This is a genomic window from Planktothrix mougeotii LEGE 06226, from assembly GCF_015207485.1.
Taxonomy (GTDB): Bacteria; Cyanobacteriota; Cyanobacteriia; order Cyanobacteriales; family Microcoleaceae; genus Planktothrix.
Genome location: NZ_JADEWU010000075.1, coordinates 1 through 22,899 on the forward strand (window position 1 = coordinate 1; position 22,899 = coordinate 22,899).

A 22,899-nucleotide genomic window follows, 5' to 3' on the forward strand; every position below is an offset into this window, starting at 1 on the left:
TGACAATGAACCGTTTTGAATCGTACCTATAACAAAGGTGGAATTATCAAGGAGCCGTGTGAAGCGAAAGTTTCATGCACGGTTTTGAAGGAGAGGTAGGAGTGGTAACGCTCCTATCGACTCTAACAGTTGTTAGGTAAGGTTTCAATTAGCAGTTAAAACGGTGAAAACGAGTATAACCAAGACTACGGCTGCATGGAATTCTATCAATTGGGCGAAAGTCCAACGGGTAGTATTCAAGCTGCAAAAGAGAATTTACCAGGCATCATTATCGGGACAAAATGCAAAAGCTCGAAAACTTCAGAAACTTCTAGTCAAGTCATATTACGCCAAACTTCTAGCGATTAGAAAGGTAACTCAAGACAATCAAGGCAAGAAAACAGCCGGGGTCGATGGAATCAAATCTATCACACCCAATCAACGGTTAGAACTAGCCGAAAACCTGAGTAAATACCAAAAAGCGAAACCACTCCGAAGGAAATGGATACCCAAACCCAACGGAGAAAAACGCCCACTAGGTATACCAACTATAAACGATAGAATCAGGCAAGCCTTGGTTAAACTTGCGTTAGAACCCCAATGGGAAGCCAGATTCGAGGGTGAAAGCTATGGGTTTAGACCCGGACGTTCAGCCCATGATGCAATGTCACGAATCTTCCAAAGCATCAATAAAGGTGAATATTACATCTTAGATGCTGACATCTCAAAGTGTTTTGACCAGATTAATCATGATTACCTACTGTCCAAAATTGATTGTCCATCAATAATAAAAGCTCAAATCAGACAATGGTTAAAAGCTGGAGTGATGGATAACGGCATATTTGAAGCAACAGAGGCAGGCACTCCCCAAGGAGGGGTCATCAGTCCTTTACTTGCTAACATCGCACTAGATGGAATGACTAGGCTGATTGAAAAACAATTTCCTAAAAGTACAAATGGAAATAAGAAAAATTATGCCAAGGTCATCAGATATGCCGATGATTTCGTGGTAATCAGCCCACAATTAGAAATCATTCAACAATGTCAAATTGACATCAAAGAATGGTTAAAACCTATAGGATTAGAGCTTAAAACCTCAAAAACCCGAATTTGCCACACACTAAAAGAAATTGAAGTGAATGGCAAAAAGGTTGAACCCGGATTTGATTTCCTAGGATGGAACTTCCGACAATATCTAGTTGGTAAACACCACGCCAGTAAAACAGGAAGTCTAAATTCCAAAGTATTAGGATTCAAAACTCTAATAAAACCTAGTAAAAAGTCAATCAAAGCTCATGCGGACAAGGTAAAGGAAGTGATTAAAACCCACAAAACTGCACCCCAATACGCATTAATCAAACGCCTAAATCCGGTCATTAGAGGATGGTGTAACTACCATTCCAAAGTTTGCTCTAAAGAGACATTCTCCTCAATAGACCAAATAACATGGCAAAGATTAAGAGCATGGACAGTCAGCAGATGCGGAAAAGCAAGTTACAAGAAGTTAACCAAATACTTCAAGAAAAACGGTAATAAAGCATGGAGTTTTGAAACCAATGAAGGTCTTAAACTACTCACCCATGCTGAAACACCTATCACTCGTCATGTAACTGTCAGACCCGACGCATCCCCTTATGACGGAAACTGGACATATTGGAGTACAAGAATGGGTACATCCTACGATATACCAAAACGAGTAGCATTTCTGCTCAAAAAACAGAAAGGCAGGTGTAACCTCTGTGGACAATATTTTGCTCCAGAAGATGTTGTAGAAATCGACCATATTCAACCCACATCTTTAAAAGGGAAAAACGAATATAAGAACCTACAACTACTACATCGCCATTGTCACGATATTAAAACGGCAACCGATGGGTCTTACAACTCAAAAGAAACCGGATGTTCTGATGATAACAGTCAACTAGACTAGGAGCCGTGTGCGATGAAAGTCGCAAGCACGGTTCTGAATGGGAGTCGGGGGTTGTAAAGCCCCCCTCGACCCCTAATAAATATAAAAAAATGCAAAGAAACTCTCGAAAATGGGTAGATTTGAGGTAACAATCGGTCGCTAACCTTGGTGTAGCCTACGCAGTCTGAGTTGAACTTAAATTTCACAAGCTGAAAGTATAAAGGATATGACTACAGTCATGATTGTCGATGATAGCATCTCCCTCCGAGAGATGATTGCCGAGATGTTGCGAAAAAGCGGTGTGGAGGTGATCTCAGCAGAAAATGGTGAGGATGCCTTAAAAAAAATTGAAGATATCAACCATCTGGATTTAGTGGTGTTAGATATTGTCATGCCTAAAATGAATGGCTATGAACTCTGCCGTCATATTAAAAAACACCCCAAAACCCAGAATGTTCCTGTGGTCATGTGTTCGAGTAAAAGCGAGGAATTTGATCGCTATTGGGGAATTAAACAAGGGGCCGATGCCTATATCTCGAAACCTTTCCATCCCCAAGAACTCATGAGTACAATCAAACAACTTCTACGCAAGTAAGGGGTTATACTCAACACTGACTGTTGAGAGGGGCTGTGGGCCTCACGCGGTGACAACCCCGTCAAAAACTCTGGCTAGAGGAAATGGAGCCAAATTGCGGTCAAAAAAGATGGGGTAGTATTCGGGAAAAAGCCCCATCAAGTCAAAATCAGTCCTCAATTTTATCAGTTCCATTTGGAACCTAAAGCGATGACTACACATTGGGTAAATACGGTTGCAAGGCGTCTTTAGTAACCGCAATATTACAAGCTAATGCAATTTGTTCTTTTTCAATAATGCCAACAACTTGACGGGGCTGTTCACGAGTCACAACGGGTAACTGGGGTAAATCTCGCGCGGCCATGCGTTCTAAAGCCGCTTTTACAGGTTCATCTTCATAGGCGCAGAGGATTTCGGTTGTACAAACGGCCTTTAAGTTTTGCTGTCCTAACGCTAAAGATTCCTCCTGATTTGTGGCTTGAAAAATTGACCGACGGATATCTGTAACCGTTACTAATCCTGCTAATTGAGAGGTTTCATCTAAGATTAAAGCCGTATGACAATTGAGACGTACCATCACCGCACCCGCCTCTAAAATAGGCATTGAACAAGGAAGAGTTAAATAAGATTGACCCATGACTTCAGAAATCCGAATGGTTTGTAAGACTTCTAACTCATTGGGTCGTTCTAAATAAACCCCCATTTGTTGTAAATTTAATCCCGAATCTGATTGATTAGATTGCACCACATCGACAATTAAAACACTCACGCCCACCGCCGCCATTAACGGTAAAATAATTAAATAATTTTGTGTCATTTCAAATAACAATAAAATCGCCGTTAATGGTGCTCGCACACTTGCCGCTAATACGGCTGCCATTCCCACCATTGCATAAGCGGCTGGGGGTGCAATATCGGGTAAAAAGGGGTGTAATAAACCGGCTAAGGCTTGTCCATAGGTCGCGCCTAATGTTGCTCCAATAAACATCGCTGGCGCAAAAATTCCTCCGACTAATCCACTCCCTAAACTGACAGAAGTGGCAATAATTTTCAGAATTAATAAAATCATTAATAAATCTAAAGAAAATTGCCCTTCCTCTAATAAAGCTTGAATCGTTCCATAACCAGGCCCTAGAATATGGGGAAATTGAATCGCAATCATCCCGACAAATAATCCCCCTAACATCGGATGAACGGTGCGAGGAATTTTAGTTAAAAATAGGAAAGCGGGAATTTCGCCTCGAAAACAACGTTGAGAAAATTTAATCGCTTGGGTATAAGCTAAGGAAACAAAACTGGCTAAACACCCTAATCCTAAATAAAGTAATAATTCCCAATTGCTTCGGACTTCATAAATGGGAGGAGAAAAAGCTGGATGGTCACCCAAAACAATCCGAGCAACCACTGAAGAAACCACCGAAGCTAATAAGACTAAACCGACACCTGAAGCCGCAAAACTTGTGCCTAAAATCACTTCTAAGGCAAAGAAAACTCCCGCAATGGGGGCATTAAATCCCGCAGCTAATCCGGCGGCGGCTCCGGCTCCTAATAATAAGCGATAACGTTCTTTTGAAACTTGAAAAATTTGTCCTAAAATTGCCCCTAAATTTGCCCCTACTTCCACACTCGGCCCTTCCGGCCCCAAGGAAGCTCCTGAACCTAACGAAATCGCCGCCGCTAATAGTTTAATAAAGGGTCTTAAGGGGGAAATAATTTGGATTCTTTGGGTATTAATTAACGAAGAAATACCCTCGCCAAAAAATTCTTGATAACGACAGCGAATTAACCCGACAATTAAGCCGCCAAGAGGTGGAATTAAAGCGATTGTCCATAAACCAAAGGGCACCATTAACCCCATAAAATCTTCTAGGGTTAATCGTTGAAATAGTTCCACTAATTTATGGAACAAAACCATAACTAATCCCGTTCCCCCGCCAATTAAGAGGGCAAACATTAAAATTAAGAATTGCGGGGGAGGTTGTAAACGGTTTAAGAGGCTGGTTAGGCGGTCAGAAACAGAGGCAGAAGCGAGTTCCGTTTGCTGCGGGAGGACGCCCTCATTATTGGGCAGAGTAGTCGTCATTGATAGACCCAAAATTATAAGAATCTTTATAAAAGTTAAAACAAGTTCTAACGTTTGGGAGCATTAAAACCCAAAGAGGGTACTCATCCATAAAGGACGGGGACTCCAAACTTCATCGATTGGATACCCAAGACCCTACAGAAAGGACATTCGCTACGGCGTCCGACCTGATGCTGATACCCGTCTTGAGCTTCTAATCTTAGCGATTCCAACTTGATCACTGATCACCCGTTGGAGGTGAAGGAAAAATCAAACACTCCTCTTCCTTCCTCTCTTTCAGTCCCAACGATCAGTTCTCAGTTGGACTTGACAAGGTTTGCAATATCGTTCGGTTAACCGAGACGATATTGGCTTAAAGTTGCCAACACTTGCTGAATTTTATCTTGAGTACGGCTATTTCCCGTTTTTGATTCGTTAAAACCGAATGCTCCCGGCTGCCGAATTCATTATCTTAGAACCAAAAGGCTGTAATCAAGCCTATATAAATAGTGTATCAAATAAAAGCGTTAATGGAGGTAACGATTATGCCGTTAGTCCGTTGGCAACCGTTCCAAGAAATTGATTCTCTACAACGAGAAATGAATCGTTTGTTTGATAGTTTAGCCTTGCCCACTGAAAAAATGGGAATGTCGCTCTTTCCTGCGGCGGAACTCCACGAAACACCCGATGCGGTTATCCTGAAACTGGAAGTTCCGGGGATAGACTCTAAAGATTTAGACATCCAAGTCAGTGCTGATGCGGTGGCGATTACGGGGGAACGAAAATCACAAATCCAAACGGAAGAAAAAGGCGTAACTCGAAGTGAATTTCATTATGGAAAATTCCATCGCGTGATTCCTCTTCCGACTCGGATTCAAAACACCCAAGTTCAAGCTGACTATCAAGATGGAATTCTCAGCTTAACCTTACCGAAAGCAGAAGAAGAGAAAAACAAAGTCGTTAAGGTTACCTTAAATTAATCGAGGATTCAAGGATTAGTAATTATTTAAGGTGTGGCTGGAATTAAGGACAAACAAAAAAGTCGGTAATCTCCGTCGAAATTTAAACGAGATTCGACTATAATAAAAAACAGGAAAGCGGATTTATGGAAATATTTCCGCTTTTCTTGATGGCAATTGTAATGCTAACTTTGAGGATCAGCACATTGGATATTAATGAATCAGAGTCTCAGTCTAACCCTGCAATTGAGATTGTGGAGGATGAATTGATGGGAAAATTACAACCCCAAAAGCAGGCATTTTATCAGATGAGCCGTTATCTTTTGGTTGCTGTTTTCAGCGTCGTCTTAACCTTAACCAGCTTACAATTTTTTCCCAATTTTTTAGGAACTTCTGCCCAAGCTGACCCCATACAAACCCCAACCCAACCCCAACCTGTGGCTGCGGTTCCTAACCCGAATTCTGCCAGAAATTTTGTTGCGGCTGCGGTAAATCGAGTCGGGCCAGCCGTGGTTAGAATTGACACAGAACGTACCATTTCTGCCAATATTCCTGATCCTTTTTTTGATGATCCTTTTTTCCGGCGTTTCTTTGGAGAAGGAATGCCTCAAATGCCCCAAGAATATCAACAACGGGGACAAGGTTCGGGGTTTATTGTTGATAGTAGTGGGATTATTTTAACTAATTCCCATGTCATTAAAGGCGCGGATAAAGTTACCGTTACCCTTAAAGATGGTCGTCAATTTCAAGGGGAAGTTCGAGGCAGTGATGACCCGTCTGATTTAGCCGTTATTAAAATTAATGGCAATAATTTACCCGTTGCTCCCTTGGGGAATTCCAGTGAAGTTCAAGTGGGAGATTGGGCGATCGCTTTAGGTAATCCGTTAGGATTAGATAATACCGTAACTTTGGGAATTGTCAGTACCTTAAATCGTCCCAGTTCTCAAGTCGGAATTCCCGATAAACGATTAGATTTTATTCAAACTGATGCGGCAATTAATCCAGGGAATTCTGGGGGGCCGTTATTAAATGATAGAGGGGAAGTGATTGGAATTAATACGGCTATTCGCGCCGATGGTCAAGGCATTGGATTTGCTATTCCTATTGATGCTGCTAAAAGCATTCAAGCTGCGTTAGTGCGAGGAGAAAAAATTGCCCATCCCTATATTGGCATTCGCATGGCAACCTTAACGGCGGATATGGCAAAACAACTCAATCAAGACCCTAATTCTTTAATGTTAATTCCCGAAATCAATGGGGTATTAGTTGTACAAATTCTGCCCAATAGTCCGGCGGGAAATGCGGGTTTACGTCGGGGAGATGTGATTACGGAAATTGATGGACAAGCTATTACCAGTGCTGACCAATTACAACGTTTAGTCGAAAAAAGCAAAATTGGTCAACCCCTAAAAATCACGCTCCATCGTGGACAAAAAACCGAACAAATTTCAGTGCGTCCTGGTCAATTGAATGAAGAAGCACTGCGGTAAACAGTAGGTTTTGAAGATAGATACCGCCCATCCGATAGAAAAAAATGCACTCTTCTTGAAGATAGTTGCAGGAAGGGTGCATTTGTCAGGAGAAAATCTTAAAATAATTAATAAAAATTTAAACAATCAGGAAAGTTCCAGCCAATAGCTTAGACCCCAATTAACGGGATGATTGATGAAATCTGAATCTGAGGCTTTTCTGGGTTTCGCAGCAGCATTCTTCTTCAGTTTGTCTATTAGCAAAGCCGATCTATCTAATTATAATCAATTTATTCCGTTTTGAACCAGAAGATGGAACCCAAGACAGATGCAACGGTAAAGATAGGTTAAGAAAAAAGACGAATCAAAAAACGTATAAGAATTATGTAAAAGTAGCATAAGCTAATTTGATATTAACCCGTTTTGGCGCTAAAATTAGATAGAGTAGTGAAATCGTTCATCTTTTGGTAGTCTTCTAATCCTCGAATACCAAAAAGACTACTGAAAGACGGAAGTAGGGAGTTCTCCCGAAGGAACGCGCCTGTTTTCACTGCGAGTTGAAACAGGAGGCGAAAAACCATGACTTTGAGTAAAGAACGTGTGCGCGAAACTTCCGCATCGGATATTCCGACCAGTGAAAGTTTCGATTTCGATTTGTGGGCAACAAAAGTGAAACGTCAGCTAATTGCGGCTCTCAATCACCAACTGGCTCCCGAACTTTCTCAGAACGACGCTCAAACAACCCCTTCCCCATTATCAGGAATTAAAGGTTGAGGGAAAATAGCTAATCCCAATTAATCGGGTTTTATCCTATTTTCTAATTCAATAATATTATTTGTAGGGGCGACAAATGAGTCGCCCTTACCTGTATTGAGACTGGCTATTTAGAAACCGGGTTGCTGAGGTTTTTTTTGAGTTCTGAAGTCAGAAATTGTTCGACGGTTTGCCAATATTGTTCCCCTCCCACCTGTCTAACATTATTATGACCTGCACCGGAAACAATTAACAGTTGTTTGGGTTCTATTGCGGCGGTGAATAAAGCTTCAGTCATAGACTGAGGAATTAACTCATCTTCTGTTCCATGAGTAAATAATATTGGCATTTTTAAAAGGGGAACTTTCGCCAGAGAATCAAATCGTTGAGTTAAAATTAAATTAATCGGGAACATCCAATATTTCTTTTTATAATTAACCATTTGTTGAATATTAGTAAAAGAACTTTCAATAATTAATCCAGCTATTTCAGGATGGTTTAAAGCTAAATTAATCGCGATCGCTCCTCCTAAAGAATGACCAAAAACATAAATATTATGGGGATTAATTTGACGTTTATTTACTAAATAGTTCCAAGCCGCTTCTACATCCTCATAAACGTTTTTTTCAGAAGGAAAGCGGTTTGTACTGCGTCCATAGCCTCGATATTCTACTAATAAAACTGATAATCCCATTTGGTTAAATTGTTGAGCATAACCCACATTTGCTCCAATATTATTGCGATTTCCATGTAAATCAATAATCACTTTTTCTGAATTAAATTTACTAGGAACCCACCAGCAATGTACTGTTTCTACTTTTCCAGAAGGGATAGGAATTTTTAACTCAATATTTTCATACGCTAAACCCACATCATCCGGGGTGATGGAAATCAAACGAGAGGGAAAAAAAATAAATCGAGTTTGTCGAAAAAACAGAAATAGACAAGCACAAAAATAGGCGATCGCACTAATAGCTAAAATAATTAATCCCAATTTAAACAGAGCCGTTAAAATAATATTTAACATCGTTTTATCCCCTCAGCTTTTAATTAAAATTTGCTTCTTTAAATCTCTATTTCCTGTCTTAAAAAAGCAAGATTAAAAAGACAAAAGAAACTTCCTTTCCACACAACTTTATTCTTTACGGTGTAAATCAACCCATTTCCGTTTAATTTCAGGAAATTTTCTACCATGATCCACCAAGGGTTATCCGTTTCTATAATGACATCATGACAAGACAGAGTATCAACGATATTTTGTAGCGAATTACGAATTACGAATTACGAATTACGAATTACGAATTGGGAAAGGGTTTGCTGGATTTAGAAGTGTCCTAACTGTAATGCGTAGCATATAAGCAATCCGCGCCTTTGAGCCGGAGGTTATAATAATTTAAAACTGATCTGAAACAGCTAGAAGTATTACCCCTGTTCCCTTTAATCACAATGATTAGAAAAGTCTGGGGTATTACTCATAATTATATTGGCTTGATCAATTCGGGTTAAAATTAACCCCTAGACCCTGAACTTAAAATTACTCATTTTTTACGGCTTCAACCGTAATAATATCATCCCCTTCTGGACTTTTAGAGGTGTTTAAAATCACAGGCTGAACATCCATTTCTAACGGATCAGGTTTTGTTTTTTTCCGCATGGGTTGAACATTCATCACTAAGGGTTCTTCTTGCTTTTTAGGGGTCAACGGTTGATGATTAAAGACTAATTTTTCATCTTCATAATCCACATAAATTGTATCCCCCGTGATGAATTCTTGCTCTAATAATAAATTAGCAATGTGGTTTTCTAATTCCCTCTGAATTGCCCGTTTTAACGGTCTAGCTCCATATACGGGATCATAGCCAATATCGGCTAAATAATCTAAGGTCGCAGGCGATAATTCAATGGATATTTTTTGATCCGCTAATAACCGTTGAATGCGTTTAACTTGAATCGCAACAATATGCCGTAATTCCCCTTTACTTAAGGAATGGAATAGAATAATATCATCCACCCGATTTAAAAATTCTGGGCGAAAATGCGATCGCAATGCTCCCATAACTCGCTTCACCATTTCCTCATAGCGAGATTCATCTCCCGCCACATCTAAAATATGTTCACCCCCGATATTACTGGTCATCACAATAACGGTATTTCTAAAATCAATTGTTCTTCCTTGAGAATCTGTAATTCTGCCATCATCTAATACCTGTAATAAAATATTAAAAACATCAGGATGGGCTTTTTCCACTTCATCAAATAAAATCACTGAATAGGGATGACGTCGCACCGCTTCCGACAGTTGACCGCCTTCGTCATAACCCACATACCCCGGAGGAGCCCCCACTAACCGGGAAACGGCGTGTTTTTCCATGTATTCAGACATATCAATCCGAATAATAGACTCTTCACTATCAAATAAAAACTCTGCTAACGCCTTGGCTAACTCGGTTTTCCCCACCCCCGTTGGCCCCATAAACAGGAAAGACCCAATGGGACGACCGGGATCTTTCATTCCCGCCCGTGCCCGTCGAATGGCGGCTGAAACGGCTGAAACGGCTTCCTGTTGTCCGATTACCCGTTGATGTAAATGACTCTCTAAGCGCAGTAATTTCTGCCGTTCTGACTCCAATAAACGGTTAACAGGTATCCCCGTCCATTTAGCAATAATGGCGGCGATATCGGCTTCTGTAACCTCCTCACGCAACATCGAAGATCCCTGAGATTGTAACTTAACTAATTCCGCTTCTTTCGCTTCCCGTTCTTGATGTAAAACTTCTAATTGACCATATTTTAATTGTGCGGCTTTATTCAGATCATAAGCTCGTTCGGCTTGTTCAATTTGGACTCGTAATTCTTCTTCTTCTTCCTTGAGTTTATTAATACTATCTAACAGTTGTTTTTCCCCTTGCCATTGGGAAGCTAGTTTTTCTTGTTTTGTTTTTAACGTTTCAATTTCTTCTTTAATTCGGTCTAAACGAATCGCAACTCCGCCATCATTTCTCCGCTTGCTTTCTCCATTGCTTAAATTTTCTCCTTCGATGGATAATTTTTCCATTTCTAACTGCATCACCCGCCGATCTATTTGTTCTAATTCAACAGGTTTAGAAGTTATTTCCATCTTTAATTGGGCGGCGGCTTCATCAACAACATCAATAGCTTTATCGGGTAAAAAGCGATCGCTAATATACCGACTCGATAACATTGCCGCCGCTACTAACGCACTATCGGTAATTTTCACTCCATGATGGCGTTCATAACGGTCTTTTAATCCCCTTAAAATGGAGATCGTATCTTCAGGAGACGGTTGATCCACATAAACTTGTTGAAACCGTCGTTCTAAGGCTGGATCTTTTTCAATATGTTTGCGATATTCATCAACGGTTGAAGCGCCAATACAACGCAATTCTCCCCGTGCTAACATCGGTTTGAGTAAATTACTGGCATCCATTCCCGATGAACCACTTCCCGAACCGGCACCGACAACGGTATGTAATTCATCAATAAATAATACTATTTGTCCTTCGGAGTGAGTAACTTCTCTTAATACCGATCGCAATCTTTCTTCAAATTCTCCTCGATATTTTGCCCCTGCAATTAAACTCCCCATATCCAGGGAAATTAACTGACGATTTTTTAATGATTCTGGCACATCTCCGTTAACAATTCTTTGAGCTAAACCTTCTGCAATTGCGGTTTTTCCTACCCCAGGTTCACCAATTAAAACCGGATTATTTTTAGTTCTTCTCGATAAACAACTCACCACCCGCCGCACTTCTTCATCGCGCCCAATAACCGGATCAAGTTTTCCAGCTTTGGCGAGTTCTGTTAAATCTTTACCATATTTTTTTAACGCTTCATAACTGGTTTCTGGGCTTTGGGTTTCAACTTTAGAACTTCCCCGAATGGCTTTAATGGCTTCTTCTAGTTTGGGACGGATGGAGGGGGAACGTCCGGGGCGGTCATACCCTGGACGTCCGGGGCGTTGGGTGGTGGGTTGTTCTCCGGCTAAAAGTTTACGGCCAATGCGATCATCTTCGGAGAAGGCGAGGATTAAATGTTCTACGGAGATAAAACTATCTTGGAGCGCTTGACGAGCTTCTTCCGCCTTATCTAAGAGGATATCGAGGCTTTGTCCTAAATATAAATGTTCAATGCGTCCGACTTTGGGTTGACGTTTGGTAAAGGCGTCTAACTGTTGGCCTAAAATATCCGTATCCACTCCCGCCCGACTCAGGAGACTGGTGGCGAGTCCATTTTGTTCAAGCAGGGCGGTGATCAGGTGTTCGACTTCTAAATTCTGATTTTGAAAACGACGCGCTACATCCTGGGACTTAACCACGGCTTCCCAGGCTTTATCTGTAAATTTACTCGGATCGGTTGGTTGCATCGTTGCTGCTTATCAATAAGGGGTAATGTTGGCGGTTGACTGTGTAGAGACGTGCCATGGCGCGTCTACGGTTAACGATTAACCGACAACCCAATTACTGCCCCTATTTTAACTATATGTGGGCGCAACCTGTTGATTAATCTCAGTGGAGAGGGGAAATTTCAGGTTTTAACCATCGCTCTCCCTCGTTTCTAGGTTTTTAGAAATGCTAAAAGTGGAGTTCTGCTACTAATATGTTTAGTTCCCTGAGTGACGATTTATAGCGGTATCTGATCGCCCTTTTCAAGCTCAATTAACTTGTGTTATAACTTATTGTAATAACGTCAAACTTTAACTGTTATGACTAGCAAAAATTACCCTATTAGTCCCGCAAAAGTGGGAAATCAAGATGGCTTTCGTCTTCCTCGTGCCTTTTCTAAAGATCATCCTCACTTAGTTAATGCTTCAGGTTCTCTTGAAGTTTTATCAGAAAATACATTATTAATTCGCCTTGATGTTGACCCAACTTTAGAAGAAGATGAGGATGAAAGTCTAATGATGAGTTTATTTTTGGATTTTCTCATGAAAGATGCTCTGAACAACCCCGAAAAATTAGTAACTTATACAGAAGATATGAGTGCGGAAATCGATGAACTTCTCAAAGATGTTGAGATTGATGAATGAAACCGTTAATTTGTAATGGCTGGAAAATTCTATTTTATCCTTTGTTTAATCAGCAATGGATTCACCTGGTAGAAAAAGTTCAACAACTCAAGACTAAATTAGATAAAGATGAGTTCGTGACTCATGCTGATGTTAAATTACTGAAAGCAATTGATATGGGAATTAAACAAAAGATTCCTCAAGATCCTTTTGCGAGTTATTTTGCTCTTAAAAAACCTTTACAAAAATATGGTCGCCTTAAAAAGATGGGGCTTCCATCTCGATATCGATTATTTTTTAGAGCTTTTAAAGAACCAAAAGTAATTATTATTCTCTGGTTGGGGTTTCCGAGAAAAGAAGGAGATAGAAAAGATTGTTATGCAGTATTTTCTAATCAGGTCATGAATGGAGAATTTCCAGAGGATTTAGAGAGCTTAATTATTGAATGTCAAGCAGAAATATAAAATTAAAAAGTAGTGGGGTCAGAAACCGGGTTTCTTAACCCATCTTTCTGTTGGTAGCAAAGGTTTACTCAGAAACCCGGTTTCTCGTAAGTGCTGGGTTTTCCCTGGTTTCTAGTTTTACCTACAAATGCTAAAAGGGTGGTTCTGTCACCAATTAATAATAGAGGCAGAGCCTCAATAGGGTATTCCCAGGCAAGAGCCTAGGAACGAGAACTCCTCAATTATTGAGGCGATCGCTCATGTAATTAAACTATCATAATCATCAGGGTAACCAATCCGAAACCAATCATAATCATCTGCTTTATTTAGAAAAATCACTTACGGAAATTCTCGATAAATTTCTCGACGATGACCCACTCTTTGACAGATAATAACTTGTTGTTTTTTATCAACAGTTATCCCAATTCTATAGTCTCCTATTCTAATTTTATATTTATCAGTATATCCTTTCATTTTACTTAAATATCCTAACTCAAATGGATTTTGACACTCAAGTTCTTGAAAAACAATAGTTTCTATTCGAGACTGAACCTCTTGGGGGAGAGCATTCATTTCTTTTAAAAACTTTTTTGTATATCTAACAACCCACATTATTTCCTTTTAACCTTTGATAATATTTGAGAGCTTCTGATTTAGATAAAATTTCCGCATCTTCTGCATCTTCCATCATTTTACCTAAGAAGTAATCTTCTAAAATTTCTTCGATTTTCTCAAACTCAGCAATTGGAATCTGGACAGCAATCGGATTTTGATTTTCATCGACAATATAATTTTTGTGAATTTCTAGCATAATCAGAAGGGTTGATTTGGTAGAGTATTTATTACATTATAGCATCTTAATATTTAGATCGATATTGTATTCCCTGGCTGTAGTCTGGGAACAAAAACATAATCAGATAATTATTATTTCCAACCATACACCCGAATATTATTAAAATTAACAGTATCAATCCCAACGTTTTGTAGATAGTAAGCTAATTTTAAATCATCCGTTAATACTAAATAGCGATCGCGTGCTAAACTAACAATACCCGTATCCGTTAACCCAAATTTTGTAAACCCTTCGACTTCTACTGTATTGCTACTTTCAATATAAAATTCCTGCATTTGCCTAATCCCAATTTTCATTATTTCTAAACATTGGGTTCTTTCTGGTTCACCGATTTGATTAATCAGACTGTTAACTTCTGTAAGAATATTCGGTGTTGTAACAATCTTGGAAAAATAGCTTAAAATATTAATCAATAAATCATAATCTTCTGGAATAAACTTTTCAGTTCGGTTAAATCTGGAAATGCGGTTACGATTCACCGAACCAACAAACCACAATAACAAAATATTAGTATCAATTAAAATTCCTTTCCGTTTATATTTTTTGAATAGTTCATCTATCATAACTCTCTAATTTTCATCGATTCCACTTCTCCGGTTTCAGCATTAATTTTAAATATTTTATATTCTCTGATATATTGAGGAACGACTTGCAGTGGATTATTAAGATTTACACAATCAAACCCTAATGTAATTAACCAAAATTTTTTATTCTCCGATAATTCAACTTCTTCTAATCGTAAATTTTGAAAAGAACCCAGCATATCCTGTAAGTTATTAAAATAGTTTTGCGCTAAACCTACAGCAGCACGAACATCAATTTTAGGAAGATTTTTAACTGATGATTCCATATTTTTCCCTTAATAGAGGTAGCTTTAGCAAAAATTATATCACGTTGGTAGAGACGTTGTATGCGACATCTCTAACATTTGACGTTTCTACACGGATATTTCTAACCCTGACAAGATCACATCCACAAATTAGCAGGATTATCTTGATCTTCATTCCATTTAGCCGGATTATTAACAATATATTCCTGAATCTTAGCTAATGATTGTTCATCTCGAATGATATGATCATAAAATCGAGGTTGCCATGCAAAGTTATCGTAACCATTTTTACGACACCAACGGGTGACAGAAGATTTATAAGCATTAATAATAGCCTGTAAGGAACCTGGTTTTAAGGGGGCAAATTTGTTAGATTCATCCGTTTTTTGTAGAGACGTGCCACGGCGCGTCTCCTCATGATTTCCGTGTGTCTCTCCTTGATTTTGCGATCGCTCAATAACAATAATTCCATGTACATGATTAGGCATAATAATATAAGCATCTAGGTAAACATCCTGAAAATGATTCGGAATGTCTGACCAAAATTTATGGGCAATTTCACCAATAGCAGAAAATTGAATATTATCGGAAACGATATCACTCAAAAAACATAATTTATCCTTTGTACAAATGGTGACAAAATACCAGCCATTGGCAGCATAATTATGATGAGGTAATCGTGTAGATTCAATTCGATATTTATTTTTATATAATGTCATCGTTGTCCATCCTATATTTATTTTTATCCTACATCATGGCTATATTTTCTAAACCTCGTAGAGACGAGCCACGGCGCGTCTCTCTCTTCAATTAATATTTATATCAGATCACGGTGGTGTTCCCTAGACTTGGTAGAGACGCGCCATGGCACGTCTCTACAGGGGATGATGGATTGTTTAAAGGATTTTATTCAATCCCTTCAATACGGTCTTCAACTTCTTGGTATAACTCCCGCAGACGATCTAAATTCTCTTCGCTGGTTTCCCAATAGCCGCGACCATTCACTTCTAACAACGTGCTAATAATCTTACGGAAAGAATGAGGGTTTAAGTTCATCAAACGTTTCTGCATTTCTGCATCTTCAATAAACGTTGTATTCACATCCTCATACACCCAATTATCCACAGCACCCGCCGTTGCACTCCATCCCATTGTATTCACAAGGCGCTTAGACAATTCCCGCACCCCTTCATACCCATGAGATAACATTCCTTCATACCATTTCGGGTTTAAAAGTTTAGTCCGTGCATCCAAACGAACGGTTTCTGATAACGTCCGAACTTGAGCATTTGCTGTTGTTGTATCCGCAATATAAGAGGCAGGTTTTTTGCCATCTTTGCGTAAACTAGAGATTAATTTTGTTGGGTCAGAATCGAAATAGTGCGACACATCCGTTAAACTAATTTCCGAAGAATCTAAGTTTTGGAACGTCACATCTGCGGTTTTTAACGCCGACTCAAAGATATTTCGATCTTGTTCCATTGTCCCCGGATTATCTGAATTAAAGGCAAAAGATTTGCGTTTCAAATACATTTCCTGTAACTCAGATTCCTGTTCCCAACTGCTATTTTCAACGGCTAAATTCACGTTAGACGAATAGGAACCGGAAGCATTACTAAACACCCGTGTTGCCGCTTGTCGGACGGAAACTCCTAACTCTTTCGCCTGTTCTAAAGCGTGTTTGCGAACAAAATTCATTTCCAACGGTTCATCAGATTCCGCCGCCATTTTCACCGCTTTATCTAACAGCGCCATTTGGTTAATAAATAAGTCGCGGAACACCCCAGAACAGTTAATCACCACATCAATACGCGGACGACCCAACTCTTCTAAGGACAGTAACTCCAACTTATTCACCCGTCCTAACGCATCAGGTACTGGTTTAACTCCCACCATCCACATCACTTGGGCGAGGGACTCCCCGTAAGTTTTGATGTTATCGGTTCCCCAGAGGACGACGGAGATGGTTTCTGGGTAATTTCCACCATTTTCGACCTTTTGCCGTTCTAACAGCCGTTCTACGACGATTTGGGCGGACTTGACTGCTGCTGCGGTGGGGATAGACTGGGGATCGAGGGCGTGCATATTTTTACCCGTCGGTAACACATCGGGGTTACGGATGGGGTCGCCTCCTGGCCCTGGTAAGATGTATTCTCCTTCTAACGCCCGCAGCAACGAACCTAACTCGTTATCGGCGCAAACCTGTTGTAAACAGAATTCCAAATACTCAAATAACGGTTTAATGGGTTCGGGGTCAACTTTATTAAAACCGAACTCATGGAGAGACTCAACCCAGGGTTCTTTTTTACCCATATTGAAGAAGTTGAGTTTGGAGACTAAGGAAACCCGTCCTTCGGCATCGGTTTGTTCGTGGACTAACGCAGTCACAGCAGCGCGGGTGGCTTCAGTGATTTTTTGTAATAACTCCACATCCGCTAATACCCCTAAGTTATTGTTGCGGTAAAGTTCCTCAATATCGCGGTTGAGGCTATTCGCAATAATTCGGGGTAAGCTGAGAAGATTTTCTTCTTCCCGATCAATACTAGCGATATTTACCAGAGTTGAAATTGCTTCTTCAGCCGTTGGCGGTTTCCCAATAACGTGCAACCCACAGGGTAACAACCGCGACTCAATTTCCATTAACCGCCGATACACTTGTCCAACAATATGATCTCGTTCTTCTGCGGTTAATTCAGACGCATCTTTTTCGGGTAAAGTGACATCTTGGTCTAAATTCACCAAGCGGCACTTATCCATAATACTGTTAACAATTGCCACGCCTCGACCACTATCTTTCAGGGTTTGATAAGAGGCAATTAACTCGTTGAGTTCTTGCAGTCCTTTATACAACCCTGCATTCTCCGCAGCCGGGGTTAAATAAGAAATGGTTTCCGCATAACTACGACGTTTGGCGATAGTCGCTTCGCTGGGGTTATTGGCAGCATAGTAATACAGGTTAGGAATACTACCGATTAAATTATCCGGGTAGCACTCTCCCGACATTCCCATTTGTTTACCGGGCATGAATTCTAACGATCCATGCGTGCCGAAGTGTAACACCGCGTCAGCTTGCCAGACTTTTTCTAAATAGGTATAGTAGGCGGCGAAGCCATGATGGGGACTGGCTGACCGAGAGAACAACAACCGCATCGGGTCGCCTTCATAGCCGAAAGTGGGTTGAACGCCGATAAACACATTCCCAAACTGTTTCCCGAAAATTAATAAATTCTCGCCGTCGGTGTTTAAGGTTCCCGGAGGTGGCCCCCAATTTTCATTGAGTCGGTCATAATAGGGGGTTAACCGTTCATATTCGGTCACGGACATCCGATAGGCGATATTCAGTTCTGGGCTTTGATATTGGGCGGTGGCGTCGTGAATGACTTCCTGCATCAGTTTCTCGGCGGACTCTGGCAGGTCTTGAACGTCGTAGCCATTGCCTTTTAAGGCTTTCAGGACTTCATAAATAGACCCGAACACATCCAAATAAGCGGCTGTCCCGACGTTTCCTTTATCCGGGGGGAAACTGAAAACGGTAATAGCAACTTTTTTGTCTAATTTCGGTTTTTTCCGCAGATTAGCCCATTTTAAGGCACGTTGGGCGATCGCTTCAATGCGGTCTTGTAACGCAATGGCTTTTCCCGTCGCCCCATCTCGTCCTGATATAATAATCGGTTCAATGGCGCCATCGAGTTCAGGAATAGCAATTTGCAGCGCCACTTGGATCGGATGTAACCCTAAATCGCTTTCTTCCCATTCTTCAGTGGTTTGGAAGACTAAGGGCAAGGCCACCATATAGGGACGGTTTAACCGTTTTAACGAGTCTATCGCTTTCGGGTGATCTTGTCGAGCGGGGCCACCAACTAAAGCAAAACCCGTTAAGGACACAATAGTATCCACAATAGGTTGGGGTTGAATACCTTTCGGGGGGTTATCCCAGAAATACTCCTCGATGGGTTTAGAAAAGTCTAACCCTCCCGCAAACACAGGTAAAACTCGCGCCCCTAACGCTTCGAGTTCCTGTACCATTGCCACATAATGGGCATCATCTCCCGTTACCAGGTGGGTGCGTTGCAGCACTAAGCCGACACAGGGCGCTAGGGGATCTTTTTGGTCGTCGGGAATATCGTCGCGGCTGTTATTCCATTGGAAATATTCTTTCGCATCCTCGAACATTTTCGGGGCGAGGGGATGCCAGATACCCAGATCGGGATAGGTTACGGGGTCAGCAAATTGCAGTTTTTCTTTACCCGTAAACACATATTTTGCCCCTAACATCAGTAAGAAGTTTTCCAGGTTTTCGGAAGACCCCCCTAACCAATATTGGAAGGATAACATAAAGTTGCGTGCATCCTGGGCTTTGTCCATGGGCAGGTATTTCAGGACTTTGGGTAAAGTTTGCAGCAACTTCAGCATCGCGTCTTGGAAAGAGCCCCCAGACTGTTCTTTCCGTTTTTTCATGAACTGGGCGATGGCACTTTTGCTTTGTCCCAGTTGCGCCATTGAGAATGTCCCCATTTTGTTGAGGCGCATCACTTGAGGCATGGACGGGAAGACCACCGCCACATCTAGTGTATCTCGATAGGGGGTCACGGCCTCAACAAGTTTATCGGCTAAATCTTCAATAAAAATCAGGGAGGCTATGAATATATTGGCCTGGGATAAATCTTGTTTAAAACTTTCGTAGTTTTCCGCAGATCGTAACTCTTCGATCAAATAACCGCTAATTTCGATCGCCACATTCGGGTTATTTTTGTTAATGGACTCCACTGCTGCCGATAAGGCACTTTGATATTGCGCTTCTAACACCACATAGACGACTTTCATCAGTTGTCGCCCGTTCAGGTCATCTGGCTTGATGTGTCTAATGGTGGGTTTTACATAAGTAAACATATCTTAATTTGTTCCTTTTTTGTCTGCTCTCTCTTAAGGTGATCGGCTATGGGCATCGCCAGATCATTAGGGCTGATACAGGTCACAGGTCACAGGGGGGTTACAGGCAGGATGCCTGTTCCACTGTTCCACTTTGAGTATTGTTACCAGAAAATGGGCATTCTGGGCAAATTTGTCCCCCATTTGCAATAATTCGACAAGAAAAATGTAATTTTTTTTTATATTACTTGACTTTTTACACGGTTTTATTCTTAGGAATTATTTGCAATAACTCAGAATTGATTCATATTTTTTACAGTTTGTTTAAAAATCAGGAGCAACAGCACCCAGAATCACCTCTCCTCGTTTTTCTTTTTCGGCGCATTCCTGATTTAAGTCTAAGAGTTTTTCTAAAATATTGTCCTCTGGTTTAAAATTATAAGCTTCCCTGACGAACTGATCGAGTTTTTGATGCAATTTGTATAGTTTAGAGGCGGGTTCAGGGTAATATTGATTATACAGTTGAGTAATTCCCCAGCCTTTTTTCTCCATTTCTTGACTTCGATACTCGTGTAAGTCCATAGCTGTTTTTCTAATAATCTCAACAATCTTTTTACTGGGGGTTTGAGGAAAGGGGAAAGTTTCAAAACAAGTTGTATTAGTATACCTTGTACGATCTTCTAATGTAGAACTTTGCGCTTTTACCCAAATTCTATGAATATTGGATGTTAATATTCCTAAAATATAATAATCATCTGATGCAATTACGGTAATTGAATTATTGGGTAAATATTGAATTGGAGATGGTAAAGGGATAAACCATTTAGAGTGACAAGGAATAAGAAAACAAATAGATAATTTACCTAAAGCTTTTCTCATCGCTTCATTTGTTCGTTTAAAACGCCACCATTTTTCTCTTAAAACAGCCTCTCGGTTGTTTTCTCGCTCAGGTTTGACATGAGTTTTTAGATGCTCAAAAGGTAAATAGTAATCAGTAATTTCCTCAAGAGACATATTTTGAAAATCAATAATCCAGCGACTCGGTTCACCATTAGGATTATCAGTTAAATCCGTTGCAGAAATTAATTGTTTAATAACAGTTAGATTTAGATTATTTTGTTTAATCCATTCATCAGCCAGTGTTTGGGAAATAAAAAATCCTTGACTATTAGGTTGAACACCAACAAAACTTTTTTTAAAATTAGCAGATAATTTAACAGCTTTAGATACATCAAGTAATGATGTTAAACTAGAATTAATTTGCGGAACAAAATTGCCATCTAAAGAGCAAGATTTGACCGAAATTTTACACCAATTGACAATACTAACATAAACGGCGGCTTCACCCGACCAAACTTGACTTGATATAGCATTATAAATATGACCCTCATTTTCAATAATATAATCTAAACTCGATTTTCTATTTTTCCCCTGACAAATAGAATTAGTTGCAACTAAACCAATTCTACCCGTTTTCGATATAGAATTATGCGCTAATCTAAACCAATAGCAAGCAAAATCAATTTGCGCTTCCATATCATTAAATTTATTAAATACTTTCTTAGCATATTCATCCCCTAATTCTTGACGAATACGATAACCTCCCAAAAACGGAGGATTACCAATAATAGCATCAGCCTTAACCCATTCCGTAAATAAAGCATCGGTACAAATAATATTTTGATCTAAAGTATCTAAAGGTAAGGAAGGTTCATTTAAACCTAATTTATCAATAGCGACTTTTCTGCCAATCATTAAAGTCACCTTGGCTAATTCTACCGCAAAAGCATTGATATCCATGCCATAAAACTGTTGCGGACTGACTTTTTGAGTATAGCCAGAAATATCCTCAAAATTAGCTATTTTCTCGAATAGGATTTTTTCAATATATTTTAACTCTTGATAGGCAACATAGAGAAAATTACCTGAACCACAAGCCGGATCAAGAATTTTATAATCAATTAATTCCTGATATAAATGTTTTAACTCGGTTAAAGTATTCGCTTCATTGATTCGAGTTTCCCAATATTCCCGAATAGTGGGTAAAACAATACTTCTAATATCAGCTTCCGAGGTAAAATGAATGCCGTGAGCATGACGTTGTTGTTTGGATTTCTTCTGGGTTTTATCGGTATAGTTCAAAGCGCCTTCAAATAAATTACCAAAAATAGAAGGACGGACTTTACTCCAATCTTGACCCGCACAGGCAAATAATAAATTTAACTCCCCGTATTCTAACTTAATCGGATGAATTTCTTGAAATAATCCGCCATTAAAATAGTCTACTCCTTCATAACGTCCATCAGGTACAACCCCGGTTTGATTCATCGCCTGAAAAAGTCCCCCTAAAATATCATAAGCATTCTCTTGATCTTCCAGACAATCTTGTATACAACGGGTAAAGATTGCCGGAGGAAGTAAACCAATATCTTCCGCATACATCGCTAAAACGCACTGTAAAACAAAACGTTGCGCTTGTAGGGGAGTATATTTTCTAAAATTGTTTTTTTCACCGCGTTCTAATAGAGAATGTAAAACATCTCCTAAGCGTCTCGCGGCTTTTTCTGTAATTTCAACTTGATTATTTTTAAACTGAGGACGGAGATTTTTAGCTTCCAGAAAGGTAAAGGCTGGAATGCGTCTGGGTAAATCTTCTAACGCTATAATATCAACGGGTTCATCGGGTTGATTATCAAAATCATAAATATGGAATTCATCAAAATTACATAAAATTACATAACGCGGGCGATCGCTTTTTTTAATTCTAATATAATATCGTTCAGCTTGGGTGCGATACTCTCGATCTTGCAGATCACTCCCCCGTTTTTTCATCTCAATTAAAACATGATTTTTCCAGAGTAAATCAGCAAACCCCATATTTCCTGATTTCCCGGCTTTTTCAATGCGTTGCTCAAAGGTTGCTCCCGCTTGTAATGCGCCTTCATACCCAAAAGCCTGAAACAAACGATCTAAAAAAATTTGTGCTTGCCCCTTCTCATCCCCAGTAATATACTGTTGGCAATAATTAACAAATTGCTGCAAACTTTCTGGGGTAGTAGGCATTAGTACAATCCGTGATTAATCCTAAGTTTAATTATATTCCTTAAGGATTAATAGATCAACTGGGTTTCTGTATAGGACTGTTTTATTTTTTTTGGTAAATAGTTCCTA

The 22,899-nt window shown here is 39.9% G+C and carries 17 protein-coding genes and 1 riboswitch; of the genes, 7 read left to right on the plus strand and 10 right to left on the minus strand.

Annotated elements, in window-relative coordinates:
* Positions 1-163: 163 nt before the first annotated feature.
* Together ltrA and IQ236_RS22400 are read left to right on the plus strand one after the other, a co-directional pair.
* Entirely contained in the window at positions 164-1,909 is a 1,746-nt protein-coding gene (gene ltrA / locus IQ236_RS22395; protein ID WP_193871338.1) for a group II intron reverse transcriptase/maturase, read from the plus strand.
* A 205-nt stretch (positions 1,910-2,114) separates the two neighbouring features.
* A complete protein-coding gene (locus IQ236_RS22400) occupies positions 2,115-2,483 on the plus strand; it encodes a response regulator transcription factor (protein WP_190515126.1) in 369 nt (122 codons plus the stop codon).
* A 193-nt stretch (positions 2,484-2,676) separates the two neighbouring features.
* On the opposite strand, the gene IQ236_RS22405 is transcribed toward IQ236_RS22400, so the two are convergent.
* Complete coding sequence (locus IQ236_RS22405) at positions 2,677-4,545, minus strand: chloride channel protein (protein ID WP_193871339.1); 1,869 nt, start codon at positions 4,543-4,545, stop codon at positions 2,677-2,679.
* Between the two features lie 524 nt (positions 4,546-5,069).
* On the opposite strand from IQ236_RS22405, the gene IQ236_RS22410 reads away from it, so the two are divergent.
* The 3 genes from IQ236_RS22410 (at position 5,070) to IQ236_RS22420 (ending at position 7,726) form a co-directional block, all read left to right on the plus strand.
* Complete coding sequence (locus IQ236_RS22410) at positions 5,070-5,504, plus strand: Hsp20/alpha crystallin family protein (RefSeq protein ID WP_193871340.1); 435 nt, start codon at positions 5,070-5,072, stop codon at positions 5,502-5,504.
* 287 nt (positions 5,505-5,791) lie between these two features.
* Positions 5,792-6,973, plus strand: coding sequence for an HhoA/HhoB/HtrA family serine endopeptidase (locus tag IQ236_RS22415; protein ID WP_228041804.1), 1,182 nt, complete (start codon positions 5,792-5,794; stop codon positions 6,971-6,973).
* A gap of 431 nt (positions 6,974-7,404) precedes the next feature.
* Positions 7,405-7,494, plus strand: a riboswitch (Glutamine riboswitch).
* 37 nt (positions 7,495-7,531) lie between these two features.
* Positions 7,532-7,726, plus strand: coding sequence for a hypothetical protein (locus tag IQ236_RS22420; protein ID WP_193871341.1), 195 nt, complete (start codon positions 7,532-7,534; stop codon positions 7,724-7,726).
* Between the two features lie 106 nt (positions 7,727-7,832).
* Here IQ236_RS22420 and IQ236_RS22425 read toward each other — a convergent pair whose 3' ends face one another.
* Together IQ236_RS22425 and clpB are read right to left on the minus strand one after the other, a co-directional pair.
* On the minus strand, positions 7,833-8,732 hold the full coding sequence (locus IQ236_RS22425; RefSeq protein WP_193871342.1) for an alpha/beta hydrolase: 900 nt from the start codon (positions 8,730-8,732) through the stop codon (positions 7,833-7,835).
* A gap of 507 nt (positions 8,733-9,239) precedes the next feature.
* A complete protein-coding gene (gene clpB, locus IQ236_RS22430; RefSeq protein ID WP_193871343.1) occupies positions 9,240-12,092 on the minus strand; it encodes an ATP-dependent chaperone ClpB in 2,853 nt (950 codons plus the stop codon).
* A gap of 339 nt (positions 12,093-12,431) precedes the next feature.
* Here clpB and IQ236_RS22435 point away from each other — a divergent pair, with 339 nt between their 5' ends.
* Together IQ236_RS22435 and IQ236_RS22440 are read left to right on the plus strand one after the other, a co-directional pair.
* Positions 12,432-12,755: an AbrB/MazE/SpoVT family DNA-binding domain-containing protein gene (locus IQ236_RS22435; RefSeq protein ID WP_193871344.1), complete on the plus strand. Its 324-nt coding sequence runs from the start codon at positions 12,432-12,434 to the stop codon at positions 12,753-12,755.
* Positions 12,752-13,198, plus strand: coding sequence for a type II toxin-antitoxin system YhaV family toxin (locus IQ236_RS22440; protein WP_193871345.1), 447 nt, complete (start codon positions 12,752-12,754; stop codon positions 13,196-13,198). Before IQ236_RS22435 ends, IQ236_RS22440 begins: the two co-directional genes overlap by 4 nt.
* 318 nt (positions 13,199-13,516) lie before the next feature.
* Here IQ236_RS22440 and IQ236_RS22445 read toward each other — a convergent pair whose 3' ends face one another.
* From IQ236_RS22445 to IQ236_RS22475, 7 genes are all read right to left on the minus strand, one after another.
* A complete protein-coding gene (locus tag IQ236_RS22445; protein WP_193871346.1) occupies positions 13,517-13,789 on the minus strand; it encodes a type II toxin-antitoxin system RelE family toxin in 273 nt (90 codons plus the stop codon).
* Positions 13,776-13,988, minus strand: coding sequence for a hypothetical protein (locus IQ236_RS22450; RefSeq protein WP_193871347.1), 213 nt, complete (start codon positions 13,986-13,988; stop codon positions 13,776-13,778). The genes IQ236_RS22445 and IQ236_RS22450 overlap by 14 nt, the downstream gene beginning before the upstream one ends.
* A gap of 113 nt (positions 13,989-14,101) precedes the next feature.
* A complete protein-coding gene (locus tag IQ236_RS22455) occupies positions 14,102-14,593 on the minus strand; it encodes a PIN domain-containing protein (RefSeq protein WP_193871348.1) in 492 nt (163 codons plus the stop codon).
* A complete protein-coding gene (locus IQ236_RS22460) occupies positions 14,590-14,880 on the minus strand; it encodes a hypothetical protein (RefSeq protein WP_193871349.1) in 291 nt (96 codons plus the stop codon). The genes IQ236_RS22455 and IQ236_RS22460 overlap by 4 nt, the downstream gene beginning before the upstream one ends.
* A 116-nt stretch (positions 14,881-14,996) precedes the next feature.
* The gene (locus IQ236_RS22465; RefSeq protein ID WP_193871350.1) at positions 14,997-15,578 is read right to left on the minus strand and encodes a transposase; all 582 of its coding nucleotides are present in this window, start codon (positions 15,576-15,578) and stop codon (positions 14,997-14,999) included.
* A gap of 187 nt (positions 15,579-15,765) precedes the next feature.
* Positions 15,766-19,749 carry a magnesium chelatase subunit H gene (locus IQ236_RS22470; protein ID WP_193871351.1) on the minus strand — a complete coding sequence of 1,328 codons (3,984 nt, stop codon included), beginning with the start codon at positions 19,747-19,749 and terminating at the stop codon, positions 15,766-15,768.
* A gap of 303 nt (positions 19,750-20,052) precedes the next feature.
* The gene (locus IQ236_RS22475) at positions 20,053-22,791 is read right to left on the minus strand and encodes a class I SAM-dependent DNA methyltransferase (protein ID WP_193871352.1); all 2,739 of its coding nucleotides are present in this window, start codon (positions 22,789-22,791) and stop codon (positions 20,053-20,055) included.
* Positions 22,792-22,899: the final 108 nt, after the last annotated feature.

Bases quoted from the DNA above. Each gene is read 5' to 3' on its own strand.
- IQ236_RS22440 (WP_193871345.1), top strand. From the start codon at position 12,752: ATGAAACCGTTAATTTGTAATGGCTGGAAAATTCTATTTTATCCTTTG.
- IQ236_RS22405 (WP_193871339.1), bottom strand. From the start codon at position 4,545: ATGACGACTACTCTGCCCAATAATGAGGGCGTCCTCCCGCAGCAAACG.
- IQ236_RS22455 (WP_193871348.1), bottom strand. From the start codon at position 14,593: ATGATAGATGAACTATTCAAAAAATATAAACGGAAAGGAATTTTAATT.
- IQ236_RS22420 (WP_193871341.1), top strand. From the start codon at position 7,532: ATGACTTTGAGTAAAGAACGTGTGCGCGAAACTTCCGCATCGGATATT.
- IQ236_RS22470 (WP_193871351.1), bottom strand. From the start codon at position 19,749: ATGTTTACTTATGTAAAACCCACCATTAGACACATCAAGCCAGATGAC.
- IQ236_RS22465 (WP_193871350.1), bottom strand. From the start codon at position 15,578: ATGACATTATATAAAAATAAATATCGAATTGAATCTACACGATTACCT.
- IQ236_RS22475 (WP_193871352.1), bottom strand. From the start codon at position 22,791: ATGCCTACTACCCCAGAAAGTTTGCAGCAATTTGTTAATTATTGCCAA.
- IQ236_RS22425 (WP_193871342.1), bottom strand. From the start codon at position 8,732: ATGTTAAATATTATTTTAACGGCTCTGTTTAAATTGGGATTAATTATT.
- IQ236_RS22410 (WP_193871340.1), top strand. From the start codon at position 5,070: ATGCCGTTAGTCCGTTGGCAACCGTTCCAAGAAATTGATTCTCTACAA.
- IQ236_RS22435 (WP_193871344.1), top strand. From the start codon at position 12,432: ATGACTAGCAAAAATTACCCTATTAGTCCCGCAAAAGTGGGAAATCAA.
- IQ236_RS22460 (WP_193871349.1), bottom strand. From the start codon at position 14,880: ATGGAATCATCAGTTAAAAATCTTCCTAAAATTGATGTTCGTGCTGCT.
- IQ236_RS22450 (WP_193871347.1), bottom strand. From the start codon at position 13,988: ATGCTAGAAATTCACAAAAATTATATTGTCGATGAAAATCAAAATCCG.
- clpB (WP_193871343.1), bottom strand. From the start codon at position 12,092: ATGCAACCAACCGATCCGAGTAAATTTACAGATAAAGCCTGGGAAGCC.
- IQ236_RS22415 (WP_228041804.1), top strand. From the start codon at position 5,792: ATGAGCCGTTATCTTTTGGTTGCTGTTTTCAGCGTCGTCTTAACCTTA.
- IQ236_RS22400 (WP_190515126.1), top strand. From the start codon at position 2,115: ATGACTACAGTCATGATTGTCGATGATAGCATCTCCCTCCGAGAGATG.
- IQ236_RS22445 (WP_193871346.1), bottom strand. From the start codon at position 13,789: ATGTGGGTTGTTAGATATACAAAAAAGTTTTTAAAAGAAATGAATGCT.